The sequence below is a fragment of the Lentzea kentuckyensis genome (assembly GCF_002150765.1).
GTDB lineage: Bacteria > Actinomycetota > Actinomycetes > Mycobacteriales > Pseudonocardiaceae > Lentzea > Lentzea kentuckyensis.
Window position 1 is genome coordinate 60,603 of the sequence record NZ_MUYM01000001.1, and the last position, 13,061, is coordinate 73,663.

12 protein-coding genes are annotated in these 13,061 nt (G+C 67.9%); 8 read left to right on the plus strand and 4 right to left on the minus strand.

Translation table 11 applies throughout. The features are described 5' to 3' along the window. Window positions 1-89 precede the first annotated feature (89 nt). From gatC to B0F77_RS00340, 7 genes are all read left to right on the plus strand, one after another. Window positions 90-389, plus strand: coding sequence for an Asp-tRNA(Asn)/Glu-tRNA(Gln) amidotransferase subunit GatC (gene gatC / locus B0F77_RS00310; RefSeq protein ID WP_086660690.1), 300 nt, complete (start codon window positions 90-92; stop codon window positions 387-389). Continuing rightward, entirely contained in the window at window positions 386-1,870 is a 1,485-nt protein-coding gene (gene gatA, locus B0F77_RS00315; RefSeq protein WP_086660691.1) for an Asp-tRNA(Asn)/Glu-tRNA(Gln) amidotransferase subunit GatA, read from the plus strand. Before gatC ends, gatA begins: the two co-directional genes overlap by 4 nt. Continuing rightward, on the plus strand, window positions 1,867-2,064 hold the full coding sequence (locus B0F77_RS00320; protein ID WP_207310891.1) for a hypothetical protein: 198 nt from the start codon (window positions 1,867-1,869) through the stop codon (window positions 2,062-2,064). The genes gatA and B0F77_RS00320 overlap by 4 nt, the downstream gene beginning before the upstream one ends. Next, entirely contained in the window at window positions 2,061-3,563 is a 1,503-nt protein-coding gene (gatB, locus tag B0F77_RS00325; protein ID WP_086660692.1) for an Asp-tRNA(Asn)/Glu-tRNA(Gln) amidotransferase subunit GatB, read from the plus strand. Before B0F77_RS00320 ends, gatB begins: the two co-directional genes overlap by 4 nt. 185 nt (window positions 3,564-3,748) lie before the next feature. Continuing rightward, complete coding sequence (locus B0F77_RS00330) at window positions 3,749-3,994, plus strand: hypothetical protein (protein ID WP_086660693.1); 246 nt, start codon at window positions 3,749-3,751, stop codon at window positions 3,992-3,994. Window positions 3,995-4,076: 82 nt separating this feature from the next. Next, the gene (locus B0F77_RS00335) at window positions 4,077-6,650 is read left to right on the plus strand and encodes a CHAT domain-containing protein (protein ID WP_086660694.1); all 2,574 of its coding nucleotides are present in this window, start codon (window positions 4,077-4,079) and stop codon (window positions 6,648-6,650) included. Window positions 6,651-6,860: 210 nt separating this feature from the next. Next, window positions 6,861-9,344, plus strand: a complete 2,484-nt coding sequence (locus tag B0F77_RS00340) for a M14 family zinc carboxypeptidase (RefSeq protein WP_086660695.1) — start codon at window positions 6,861-6,863, stop codon at window positions 9,342-9,344. A gap of 66 nt (window positions 9,345-9,410) precedes the next feature. Here B0F77_RS00340 and B0F77_RS00345 read toward each other — a convergent pair whose 3' ends face one another. Genes B0F77_RS00345 through B0F77_RS00355 form a run of 3 tightly spaced genes read right to left on the minus strand, consistent with a single transcriptional unit; the run spans window position 9,411 to window position 10,656 of the window. Further along, the gene (locus B0F77_RS00345) at window positions 9,411-9,770 is read right to left on the minus strand and encodes a VOC family protein (protein WP_086660696.1); all 360 of its coding nucleotides are present in this window, start codon (window positions 9,768-9,770) and stop codon (window positions 9,411-9,413) included. After that, window positions 9,767-10,135, minus strand: a complete 369-nt coding sequence (locus tag B0F77_RS00350) for an SgcJ/EcaC family oxidoreductase (RefSeq protein WP_158102548.1) — start codon at window positions 10,133-10,135, stop codon at window positions 9,767-9,769. Before B0F77_RS00350 ends, B0F77_RS00345 begins: the two co-directional genes overlap by 4 nt. Beyond that, window positions 10,132-10,656, minus strand: coding sequence for an MPN domain-containing protein (locus B0F77_RS00355; RefSeq protein WP_211293607.1), 525 nt, complete (start codon window positions 10,654-10,656; stop codon window positions 10,132-10,134). Before B0F77_RS00355 ends, B0F77_RS00350 begins: the two co-directional genes overlap by 4 nt. A 146-nt stretch (window positions 10,657-10,802) precedes the next feature. Here B0F77_RS00355 and B0F77_RS00360 point away from each other — a divergent pair, with 146 nt between their 5' ends. Continuing rightward, on the plus strand, window positions 10,803-11,753 hold the full coding sequence (locus B0F77_RS00360) for a LysR family transcriptional regulator (protein ID WP_086660698.1): 951 nt from the start codon (window positions 10,803-10,805) through the stop codon (window positions 11,751-11,753). A gap of 137 nt (window positions 11,754-11,890) precedes the next feature. Here the strand turns inward: B0F77_RS00360 and B0F77_RS00365 are convergent, their stop codons facing one another. Continuing rightward, complete coding sequence (locus B0F77_RS00365) at window positions 11,891-13,054, minus strand: PQQ-dependent sugar dehydrogenase (RefSeq protein WP_245847734.1); 1,164 nt, start codon at window positions 13,052-13,054, stop codon at window positions 11,891-11,893. Window positions 13,055-13,061 lie beyond the last annotated feature (7 nt).

A 13,061-nucleotide genomic window follows, 5' to 3' on the forward strand; every position in this document is an offset into this window, starting at 1 on the left:
GGCGGTAACCCGTTCGAAGACGCTGCTGACCAGCCCATAGACTCACGGGGTTCCCGATTCGTATCCCGACCCTACGGGGGTTGACAGGAGTGCCCAGCATCTCCCGCGACGAGGTCGCGCACCTGGCGAAGCTCGCCAGGCTGGCTGTTACCGAGGACGAGCTCGACTTGTTCGCCGGACAGCTCGACGTGATCCTCCAGTCGGTGGCCACCGTTGGCGACATCGCCACGGCCGACATCCCGCCGACGTCGCACGCCGTTCCGCTGACCAACGTCTTCCGCGAGGACGTGGTCCGTCCGAGCCTCGGTCAGCAGCAGGCGCTCTCAGGCGCTCCTGAAGCCGAGGACGGCCGGTTCCGCGTGCCCCGCATCCTGGGTGAGGAAGCATGACCAACGACCTGATCCACGCCACCGCGGCAGAACTCGCCGCGAAGATCCACAGCGGCGAGATCTCGTCCGTCGAGGTCACGCAGGCCCACCTGGACCGCATCGCCGAGACCGACGGCAAGGTCCGCGCCTTCCTGCACGTCGACACCGAGGGCGCGCTCGCGCAGGCCCGCAAGGTCGACGAGGACGTCAAGGCCGGCAACGCCGTGTCACCGCTCGCCGGTGTGCCGCTCGCGCTCAAGGACGTCATGACGACCGAGGGCGTGCCGACGACCGTCGGTTCCAAGATCCTCGAGGGCTGGCTGCCGCCGTACGACGCGACGGTGACCCGCAAGCTCAAGGAAGCCGGCGTCGTCATCCTCGGCAAGACGAACATGGACGAGTTCGCCATGGGTTCGTCGACCGAGAACTCGGCGTACGGCCCCACGCACAACCCGTGGGACCTCGAGCGCATCCCCGGCGGCTCCGGCGGTGGTTCGTCCGCCGCGCTGGCCGCCCTGCAGGCACCGCTCGCGATCGGCACCGACACCGGTGGCTCGATCCGCCAGCCCGGCGCGGTCACCGGCACCGTTGGCGTCAAGCCGACCTACGGCGGTGTGTCCCGCTACGGCCTCGTCGCGTTCTCCAGCTCGTTGGACCAGGCCGGTCCCTGTGCTCGCACGGTGCTCGACGCCGCGCTGCTGCACGAGGTCATCGCGGGCTACGACCACATGGACTCCACGTCCATCAACGCCCCGGTGCCGCCGGTCGTCGCCGCTGCCCGCGAGGGCCTGAACGGCGACCTGTCCGGCCTGCGCGTCGGTGTCGTCACGCAGTTCAGCGGTGAGGGCTACCAGCAGGGCGTGCTGCGCAGCTTCCAGGCCGCCGTGTCGCAGCTCAAGGAGCTCGGCGCGGAGGTCGCGGACGTGTCGTGCCCGAGCTTCGACTACGCAATGCCCGCGTACTACCTCATCGCGCCGAGCGAGTGCTCGTCGAACCTCGCCCGGTTCGACGCCATGCGCTACGGCCTGCGCGTCGGCGACGACGGCACGCGCAGCACCGAGGAGGTCATGTCGCTGACCCGCGAGGCCGGTTTCGGCCCGGAGGTCAAGCGCCGCATCATGATCGGCACGTACGCGCTGTCGTCCGGTTACTACGACGCGTACTACGGCTCGGCCCAGAAGGTCCGCACGCTGATCACGCAGGACTTCGCGAAGGCGTTCGAGAGCTTCGACGTGCTCATCTCGCCGACCACGCCCACCACGGCGTTCAAGATCGGTGAGCGCGCGAACGACCCGATCGCCATGTACAAGGCCGACCTCTGCACGATCCCCGCGAACCTCGCGGGCACCCCGGCCATGAGCGTGCCGAGCGGTCTGTCCGATGAGGACGGTCTGCCGGTCGGCCTGCAGATCATGGCTCCGGCGCTGCAGGACCACCGCATGTACCGGGTGGCCGCTGCCTACGAGGCGGCGCGTGGCGCGTTCGGAGGTCCGTCGCTGTGAACATCAAGAAGGCGCGGGGTCTCCTCGGTCTGGCCGGTGCCGTCGCGGGGGCCGTGGGAGCGTTCTCCGGCTTCCGGAACGCCCGTGCGAAGAATGACAAGCTGCTCTTGGCGAACGCGATCGCCAGCATCGCCGTGGCGGTCACCGGTGCGGCGCTGGCCGTTCGTGCTCTGCGGAAGGACGAGTTGGCATGACCTCTCTGGTTGAGCTGATGGACTACGACGAGGTCATCGAGAAGTACGACCCCGTCCTGGGCCTCGAGGTGCACGTCGAGCTGCACACCAACACGAAGATGTTCTGCGGCTGCGCCAACGTCTTCGGCGGCGAGCCGAACACGAACACCTGCCCGACGTGCCTCGGCCTGCCGGGCTCGCTGCCGGTGGTGAACGGCAAGGCCGTCGAGTCCGCGATCCGCATCGGCCTCGCGCTGAACTGCGAGATCGCCGAGTGGTGCCGGTTCGCCCGGAAGAACTACTTCTACCCGGACATGCCGAAGAACTTCCAGACGTCGCAGTACGACGAGCCGATCGCCTTCAACGGCTGGCTCGACGTGACGCTGGACGACGGCGAGGTCATCCGCGTCGAGATCGAGCGCGCGCACATGGAGGAGGACACCGGCAAGTCGCTGCACGTCGGTGGCGCCACCGGTCGCATCCACGGCGCCGAGCACTCGCTGCTCGACTACAACCGCGCCGGCGTGCCGCTGATCGAGATCGTCACGAAGATGATCCCCGGCACCAAGGAGCGCGCTCCCGAGGTCGCCCGCGCGTATGTGACGGCATTGCGCGACCTGCTCAAGGCGCTCGACGTGTCCGACGTCCGCATGGACCAGGGCTCCCTGCGCTGCGACGCGAACGTGTCGCTCTCGCCGAAGACCACCGGCGCGCTGGGCACCCGCACCGAGACCAAGAACGTCAACTCGCTGCGCAGCGTCGAACGCGCCGTCCGCTTCGAGATGACGCGTCAGGCCGCGGTGCTGGAGTCCGGCGGCGAGGTGACCCAGGAGACCCGTCACTTCGACGAGTCGTCGGGTTCGACGTCGCCCGGCCGCAAGAAGGAGACGGCGGAGGACTACCGCTACTTCCCGGAGCCCGACCTGGTCCCCATCGCGCCGTCGCGCGAGTGGGTCGAGGAGCTGCGCGGCACCCTGCCCGAACTCCCCTGGGAGCGCCGCGCGCGCATCCAGAAGGACTGGAACCTCACCGACGAGGTGCTCCGCGACCTGGTCAACGCCAACGCGCTGGACGTCATCATCGCGACCGTCGACGCGGGCGCGAAGCCGGACGAGGCCCGCTCCTGGTGGGTGTCGTACCTCGCGCAGCAGGCCAACACCCGCGGTGTCGAGCTCACCGACCTGCCCATCACGCCGGCCCAGGTGGCCCGCGTGATCGAGCTGGTGAACTCGGGCGCGCTGACCAACAAGCTCGCCCGCGAGGCCGTCAACGGCGTGCTCGAAGGCGAAGGCTCACCGGACGAGGTCGTCGAGAAGCGCGGCCTCAAGGTCGTCTCGGACGACTCGTCGCTGGAAAAGGCCGTCGACGAGGCCCTCGCGGCCCAGCCGGACGTCGCCCAGAAGATCCGCGACGGCAAGGTCCAGGCGGCCGGCGCCATCGTCGGCGCGGTCATGAAGGCCACCAAGGGCCAGGCCGACGCGGCCCGCGTTCGCGAGATCGTGCTCGCACGCTGCTCGTAGATACATAATCGAAGCAAGAATCACAAAGGGTCACCTGTTTGTGCAGGTGACCCTTTGTGATCTTAGGCCGACCGAGTGGCTGTTAGCTAAATGAGACGTATACCCGTAGCCGTGTGTGCGACTCTTCCTGACGCACCCATCTGGGGGGATGGGAAGTAAATAGTCCAAACGAGGGGGGAAACCTCATGACCGGTCAGCGCGAAGGCTTGGTGGGCGACATCTTCAACAAGGTCAAGGACCTGTTGACCGATGACGAGCCCAAGAACGACCCCAAGCAGCCTGAAGACCCGCCGCTGGAGACGCAATGCTGCGGCAAGCCGCCGATTCAGCCGGTGGTCGGTGGCCAGTTGATCAGTGAGGGCGAGGTTCAGCACGAGCTGGACTGCCCCAACCACCCGGACAATCTGGCGAAGCAGGAAGTGGCGAGCTAGTCACCCTCTGCGGTGTCCGTCGATCAGGCCTGCGCCTGGTTGGCGGACAGCGCCATTTGGCCGCATGTGGTGTGATGATCACATGCCCGCTCGTGCCCTGGATAGAGCGCGCGAGTTGTACCAGCGAGGCTGGGCGGAGCAGTCGAAGTACCGAGCCTCGACCGCCGTCAGCCTTCTCAAGCGTGCACTCGTGCACGCCGACCGTGCCCCGGACAGTCCAGAACGGACTGAGCTGCGCGTCCGGGTGCTGTACACCCTTGCGATGTGCCTCGGTGAGTCCGGTGGCATGAAGGTCGCCGTCGAGACCTTCGACGCGGCTCGGCGCGAGATCGACCTGCTCGACGACGCACGGGCTCGTGCGCAGCTACACGGGATCGTCGACACCAACCAGGGCATTCTGGTCATGCGGCTGGGTCAACCCGAACAGGCAGTTCAGTGGTTCGGGCCCCTCATCACCTTCGTCGAGCGTGAGATGGAGGAGTCGCCGGAGCGGGTCGACTCGGAACTCGTCCGGCGGCTCGCGTCGTCACTCATCTCAAGGGCCTTCGCGAACGCGGCGGTTCGCAAGCGCGCGCCCGCCATCGCGGACCTGGAACGAGCGAGTTCGCTCGCTCGCGAGTACGGCTTGGAGGATCTGTACCCGTACTCGGTCGCAGCGTTGGGCAACGCCCACAAGCAGAGCGGTGACGTGGCGGAGGCTTTGCGCCATTACCAAGAGGCTTCCCGCGTCCTGCGCGCGAGCCAGCAGTTCTCGGTGCTCACGGGAGTCCAGCTCGATCAGGCCGAAGCAATGATCATGGTTGGCCTGTCGGACGAGGCAGGCAGGCAGCTCGACGAGGCGTTGCCGGTCATGCGCAAGGAAAAGCTCCACCAGGACATCGCCGAGGTGGAGATGTTCCGCGCGTCGGCCGCTCTGCTCGACGAGCAGTTCGACCTGGCCAGGCGAATGGCGAAGCGGTCGCAGCGCAAGCTTGAGAAGCGTGGCAGCAACTGGTGGATGATGGCCGCCCTGATCGAACTTTGGGCGCATGCACTGCAGGTCAAGCGCGTGACCAACGCTCTTGTGCAGAAGGCGCTTGCTCTTTCCGATCGCCTGGCGGCCAACCACCTCGTGGACGAGGCGAGACTCGCGAAGCTGTTGGCTGCGAGGCTTGAAGTCCGCAGGAGACGACTTGCCGAGGGCAAGGAGCTGCTGCGGCAGTTGCCAGGTCCTCGCGCGGTCACACCCATCGACCATCGGATGCAACGCAGGCTGGTGCTCGCAGAACTGGGACTGGCCCAGGGAAATCGCCGGGCAGCGCTGAGGCACGCCCGCAACGGGCTCGAAGAGCTGGGCCAGGTGCGCGACCAGCTGGGTGGCCTGGAACTGGTGTCGGCGACCGCCGTGCATGGTCGTGAGCTCGGTGAGCTCGCAATCCGTTTGGTGCTGGAAAAGAACGACGCAAGGCAACTGTTCGTCTGGTTGGAACGCACCCGAGCGCAGACCTACCGTTACGAGCCGCTGGAGCATGTGGAAGATCCTGAGCTGGCAGGGCGAATCGTCGAAGTTCGAGGTCTAGGCCGGGATCTGATGCGTGCGGGTCTCGACGGCAGGCCGACCGCGGACCTGCGAAGCAAGCTCGCCAAAGCCCAGCGGGAGGCAAACCGCCTGGGTTGGCACTCGCAGCGCTGGGGCCGGCCGCGTCCGATGGCCAGGCTCAACGAGGTGATCGCCGAGCTCGGTGAGCGAGCCATGGTCAGCTTCGTGGTGTCGGGTGGCGGGATGGTCGCCGTCGTCATCGCGGGCGGCCAGGTGCGGATGGTGCGGCTGGGTGCGGCGAAGGAGGCGTTGGAGAGCGCGCGGAAGCTGCACTTCGACCTCAACGCGCTGGCGCCGGACTACCTGCAGCCGCCGTTGGTGCAGGTCATCGGGGCCTCGGCGCGCAAGCAGGCGGATGCGCTCGACGCGATGCTGATCAAGCCGCTGGCCCACCTCATCGGCGAGCGGGAGCTGATCGTGATTCCGACCGGCACGTTGTACGCGGTGCCGTGGGGGGTCATCCCGAGCCTGCACGGGCGGCCCGTCGTCACGGCACCGAGTGCCACCGCTTGGCTCGCCGCCAGCCAGGCCGACATGCCGAAAGCCGATCGGGTGTTGCTGGTGCGGGGGCCGAGCCTGCAGTTCGCGGACGACGAGCTGGATCGGCTGGCCTCCCACCACGACAAGGCCACGGTCCTGTCGGGGGAGGACGCGACGGCCGCGGAGGTCCTCGCGCACCTCGACGGGGCTGATCTCGTGCACGTTGCGGCGCACGGCGAGCACGAGAACGAGAACGCGTTGTTCTCACGGCTGGAGCTTGTTGACGGACCGTTGTTCGCGCACGAACTTGGCAGGCTCCGCAAACCGCCCGCGCATGTGGTGCTGGCGGCGTGTTCCCTCGCGTTGAACCGGATCAGGCCCGGCGACGAAGCGCTCGGCTTTGCCGGGGCGATGCTGGCCGGTGGCACCAGGACCGTGGTCGCCGCCGCCAGCAAGGTGGGCGACGAGGCGAGTGCGGCGGCGATGGCGGACTACCACCGGGCGTTGGTGGCGGGGGCCGCGCCGGCGGTCGCGTTGGCCGAGGCGATGGCGAAGGATCCGTTCCGGCGGCCGTTCCTCTGTTTGGGGTCTGGCTAGGCCGTTCGAGTGGTTGTGCGGTGCTCGGTGAAATGAACGCGCTGGTCAGTGGTGATTTGTACCCCTGATTGTGGCGGCGGTTGGTTAACTTTTCTCGCTCGCCCGCGCGGTTCTGTGTCACTCTCGTGGTTCAGGTCTTGACCGAGGGGAAACAACGGCCCGCCTATCGGCTCTAGTCGATGCGCGGGCCGTTGTGCGAGAAACGACCGCATGCGCAGAACTCTGCTCGCTGTTCTTCTGGCGGTCACCGCGGTGGTGGCGGCGCCCGTCAGCGGAACAGCACAACCGTCGAACCCAGACCGAGAGCCCGGGAACGGGCCCGAGCGCAACGAAATCGCAGCTGTAGACACGATCAACTCGCAGCTCGTCCTGGCTCAGGGGGAGAACCAGGCCGACCGCTACCAGGGCTATCCGCGCCGGACGAAGCTGCGGACCTACCCCGAGAACCCGGCTGACAAGACCATCAAGCTCAACCTGGCGCCATATCACTCGCTCGCGCCGAAGCTGAACGCGTTGCAGCAGAAGAGCAACCGGATCTCGGTCGAGGTCGCCGGCCAGTCAGGGCTCGGCCGCGACCTGTACCTGGTCACGGTGACCGCGCCCGAGAGTCCGGCGGAAAGCCGTCTGCAGGAGCAGATCCGGGCGAACATCGAAGAGGGGCGCAAGGTCCCCGCAGGCCTCTACAAGGCGCCGATCTGGATCAACAACAACATCCACGGCGACGAGTGGGAGGGCACCGACGGCGCGCTGCGGGTCATCGAGCACCTCGCCACGTCGAACGACCGCGAGACGCAGAACCTGTTGCGGCGCAGCAGGATCTACTTCAACCTCACGGCGAACCCGGACGGTCGCGTCGCCGGTACCCGGCAGAACAACGCGGGTTTCGACCTGAACCGCGACTTCGTCACGAGCTCGCAGCCGGAGAACCGGGCGATGCGCGAGATCGTCGAGCACACCCAGCCGTTGATGATGCTGGACGAGCACGGCTATGTGGAGAACACGCTCATCGAGCCGACCACGCCTCCGCACGGCCAGAACTACGACTTCGACCTCTACATCAAGCACGGCTACGCCAACGGCCTCGCGATGGAGAAGGGCGTGCAGGCGCTGGGGCACCCGGAGGCGGCGAAGCCGGAGATCCCGTTCCGCGACTACGACCCCGGCGTGTGGGACGGCTGGGCGCCGATCTACACCGCGCAGTACTCGATGTACCACGGCGCCATCTCGTACACGATCGAGATCCCGCAGCAGGTCAACCGGCAGGCGTACGACACGCTGCCCGCAGCCGAGTTGCAGCGCCGGGCGAAGATCAACACCGATGTGGTCGAGTCCACCATCAAGACCACGATCGACTACGTGGACGACCACCGCGCCGACCTGATCTCCAACCAGGTCGAGATGTTCCGCCGCGGCAAGGCGGGTGAGCCGCAGCGCGAGATCCCGGACGGGTTCGTGCCGGGCTTCGGGCCGGAAGACCGCTACCGCACGGAGTTCCCGCGCGCCTACGTGATCACGGACGACCGCTCGGCGCCCGCCACTGCCAGGCTCGTCGACCTCCTGGTCGCCCACGACGTCCGGGTCGAACGTGCGGAAAAGCCGTTCACGCTGGGTGGTAAGCGTTATCCGGCTGGCTCGTACGTGGTCGACATGCACCAGCCGAAGCGCGCGCTCGCGAACGTGATGCTGGAGCAGGGCAGCGACATCAGCGCCAAGGTCCCGGTCATGTACGACATCTCCGGCTGGAGCCACCGCCTGCTCTGGGGCGCGTCGATCGACATCTACAAGGACGGCGCGTTCCACTTCAACGGCAAGAACGTCGTCGCGGCGGCCCCGACCGGCAGCCTCGACGCCGCTCCCGGTGCCGACCTCGCGCTGACGCTGAACGACGCCAAGGACGCCAACGCCGTCAACGACCTGCTCGGCCGTGGCATCACGCTGCGCCGTCAGGACGACGGCACCATCGTGGTCCCGGCCGCGGAAAGGCTCGCCGCCAAGGAGGTCTCCGATCGCTACGGCGTCCGGTTCACCACCGCCAAGCCGGGCGGAACGGCGTTGCAGCGCAAGGTGATCGCGGCGGCGGTCGGCCCGGACGAGCTGCAGGTCCTGCGGGAGTCCGGCTTCGACGTCCGCACGATCTCCACGGACGTGCTGAACGCGGGCTTCGACTGGTCGCGGATCGACGTGCTGTTCGTGTCGTCCGGCCTGAACTACGCGCAGCTCAACGCAACGGCCAAGACGGCGCTCGACGCGTTCCTGAAGCGCGGCGGTGTGGTCACGCGCGGCGCGACGGGCGGCAAGTTCAACGTCGACGCCACCCTGCTCCAGGCCACGCCGGTCGCGGGCTGGGAGGACGCTAACGGGGTCGTGAACATGGTCAACGGCAACGGCCCGATCGGCACCAACGCACTCCCGCACTCGTTCGTCTACTCGCCGCAGTGGTTCACGAACCTCGGCACGGGCGTGACGGTCGAACAGCGCTATGGCAGCACGGTGATCGCCGCGGGTCACTGGCGTCCGCGCGACGACGGCACGGGTGGCCAGGACGCGGCAGCAGGTCAGGCGGCGGTCGTCTCCGGCACGGCGGCGAACGGCGCGAAGGTGGTTCTCTTCGGCACCGAGCCGATGTTCCGCAACCACCCGAAGGGCCTGTACGCGCAGGTCGCGCGCGCCATCTTCTGGACGGGCACGCGCTAGTTCGAAGTGCACGCGGGGAGCTTTCGTTCACTTCTGGTGCACGAAAGCGCCCCGCGTGCGCCCAAGTCAGGCGCCTGGCGGCAGGAAGCCGTGCGCGGACAGGTCGAACCAGTTGCCCTCGGGGTCGATGGCGCGGTACTCGGCGAAGGGGCGGTCGCCGCCGCGCAGGGCAGGGCGAGGTTCGAGAGTCTCCAGGTACGGCTCGACGGAGTCGACGTGGAAACCGAAGTGGTTGAAGCCGGTCGGGACGTCACCGTCGAGGCGCTGCTGGATGAGAGCCAGGTTGATGTACCCGTCGGTGACGAAGTGGCTGCCGTCCGGGTCGGTGTGGAACAGCTCCATCCCGAACCGCGAGGTGTAGAAGTCGGCCATCTCCTTCGCGTCCTGCACGACGAACGCGATGTGCCGCAACCGGGCCCTGGTCATGACTTTCCCTTCGGGATCATGTTGTGGAACGCCGCGATCTCCCACTCGTCCTCGCGCCGCACGACGACGGCCTGCGCGTGGGTGGTGATGCCCGCCGGGGTGATGGACGACGTGACGTGCACGACCGAGACGTCGTCGGTCAGCGGCCTGATCAGGCTGATCTCGGTGGTCAGCTTGGTGTCGCGGTACGGCCCGGCGAAGAGCTGCCCGTGCCCCAGCGCCACGGCCAGCCGCCCGAAGAGCTCCTCGCCGCGCACGGTGACGAAGTCGACGTCCTCGGCGAACACGCCGGCGAACGCGTCGCCGTCACCAAGAGCCCAGCCCTGCTCCATGCGTTGCCACAGCGAGTAGATCTGTTCGGTCATGAGTGGTTCATCCTCAACGGCAGGCGCAGGCACTCGGCGTCCCACGCGGCAAGCGAGTAGTAGAGGCCGCCGTGGCGGCGTTCGAGGTAACAGACGACGTTCACGGGCCATCCGCTGTTGCGGAACATGTGCTCGTCCATCGGCGTCGGGCTGTCGCTCAACGGCCGATCGCGCTCGCACTCGGGGCCGAGCCGGTGCCAGTCCGGGTGCAGGTGGATCGAGCCCAGAACGTCCAGACCGGCGGCATCGGCCGTGCGCGTGATTGTCAGCAGGTCGGCGGGATCGAGCCACCACGCCCGCACCGGGTTCTCGTAGGCCGTGCCGAACCGCGGCACGATCGTGGCCGCGAACTCCTCGCGCGCCGACGGGTCCGTCAGACGCGCGTTGCGGCCGAACGCGACCTCCTGGACGACCGCCTCCGGACCTGCGGTGAGGCCGAGCAGTACCGCGAAACACGGTCTCGGTTCATCCTCGGTGATGAACGAGTATTCGGCGGACGCGGCCTCCAGAAACGTTTTCACAGCGCGATCCGAAAACAGCACCGCCTCGGTGCGCGTCGGGCGCTCGGCCAATTTCATCACGGTGCCGAACGTATCGATACGTCCGCGTCTCGCGCGAGAATCCGGAGGGTGTTGAGGCTATTACATTCAGCGATAACATCGGGCGTATGCGTCTCGAAGTGCGGCATCTCGAACTGGTCGTGGCGATCGCCGACTGCGGCAGTCTGCGCAAGGCGGCCGCACGCCTGCACCTCACCCAGCCCGCGGTGACGACGCAGCTCAAACGCATCGAGGACCACTTGGGCGGCGCGTTGTTCGTGCGCTCAGCCGACGGGGTGCGCCTCACCCCGACCGGAGCGGATTTCGTGCAGGAGGCGCGATCGATGCTCACGCAGCTGGTCACGCTGGAACGCGTAACGCGCCGTAACACGCAAAGCGGCAGTGCTCCCACCAGGCTCGCGGGAATCCCCGCTTATCACTTCGGACTACTCGTGGGGGCGTTGAAAGACAACGTCACCAGTCGCACCATCAAGGAGACCGGCACGCTCACCGCGTTGCTCACCACCGGCGAACTCGACATAGCCGTGCTGCGGCAATTTCCCGGCACTCCGCTGACGCTGCCGCCGAACGTGGGACACCGCCTGCTCACCCGCGAACCGCTGTTCGCCGGCGTGCCAGAGCACCACCCGTGCGCGAACGAGCCCGAGATCCCGCTCGCGGCGCTCGCCGGCGACAAGTGGGTCATGCCAGAGCCGGACGACAGCGGCATGAACGCCCACTTCGCCCGCGAATGCGCCGCGGCCGGGTTCGAGCAGCGGATCGCGCACTTCAGCAGCGAGCCGCACGTCGCGCTGACGTTGATCAGGGAGTCCGGCGCGGTGTGCCCGCTCTACCCGGTCGGCGGCACCCCGCCGGGCGTCGCCAGGCTGCCGATCATCGGGAACCCGCTGGTCCGCGAGGTGGTGCTGGCCTGGCGGCTCGACGCACCGGTCGCGGAGGACATCGACGACCTGTGCGCGCAGGTCGCGGCCGGATACCTGAAGCTGGTGGAGGAGAGCGAGGTCTACGCGCGCTGGTGGCGCACAGGTGGCGAAGCCTTCGCCACCCGAGCCGCCTAGAGCCCCAGTAGTGCGGTGCGCCCATGGCCACTACCAGCGCAGTTGGTGGTAGTTGAGGTGATCTGCAATCGATTACATCGGCTCGTAACTACAACCAACTTGCAGGTGCAGCATCGTGAGAACCCGACAAAGCACTACTAGTCCTTGCCGGGGATCTCGGAGTCCGAACGGACCACGATCGCGACCCGGTCGTCCGACGACACGGGCTGGCCGCCGGCCTTGTTGACGGTGCCGACGAGCACGGCCGAGTCGTTGATCTGCTCCATCGGCCCGATCCGGCCGAACCCGGTGCCGTCCTCCTGGGTGGGGGTCGGCTTGCCGGTGAACGCGCCGGCCTCGTTCATCGGCAGGTTCTGGATGCTGGGCGTCTTGGACGTGGCGACCCACAGCACGTTCGACAACGACGCGCAGCCCATCACGCCCGGCCGGTCCGGCCAGGTCCACGCGGCGTCACCGAGCTTGCCCGGCGTGACGCGGTAGACGGCGTCGAAGTTCGCCGACCAGTCCGTCACCCAGATCTTCGTGGTGTCCGCCGACACGCACAGGCCGCCGGGCTGGCGCAGCCCCGACGAGACGACGGCACTGCCGGCCGTCGGGTTGCCCTGGGCGGGCTGGCCGGAGCCGTCGATGCGCAGCACCTTGCCGGCGAGCGAGGCGGGGTCGGCGGCCAGCGCCGGGTTGCCCGCGTCACCGGTGGCGACGAGGAGCGCGCCCTTGCGGTCGCTGGCCAGCACGCCGCGGTTGCCTGACGGTCCCTTGGGGATGCCGGTGAGGATGGGCTTGGGGGTGTCGCCGGGCGCGATGCGCAGCACCCGGTTGTCCGTCGCGGTCGTCACGTAGACGTACGCGAGCTGGTCTTCGGCGAACGTGGCCGACAGCGCGAGGCCGGTCAGCCCGCCGTCGGTCGACGCGTCCACCTCGAACTGGGCGATCACCACCGGGTCGACGTCCTTGGTGACCTTGACCAGGCGCCCGCCGCGTTCGGTCGCGTAGGCCGCGACACCGCCCTGGGCGTCGCCGCCGATCGGGGCGACGCCGGTGACGGTGTTGAGGCAGGTGGCGATCACCAGCGGGTGGTAGTCCTTGCACCCCTGCGGCGGCGGCACGCTCGTCTGCGGCTGGTTGCGGCCCTGCTCGCCCGGCGACGGCCGGAACTCGCCGGGCAGCTCGGGCTTCGGGCCTGCCTGCGGGGTCAGCTGTGGTTGCGCGCTCCAGCTCGTCGGCGCCGGCTCGTCAGGAAAGCTCGCACAGCCCCCTGCCAGTAGACAGGCGGCGGCCAACAACGCGACGGAACGAACCACGTTGCCC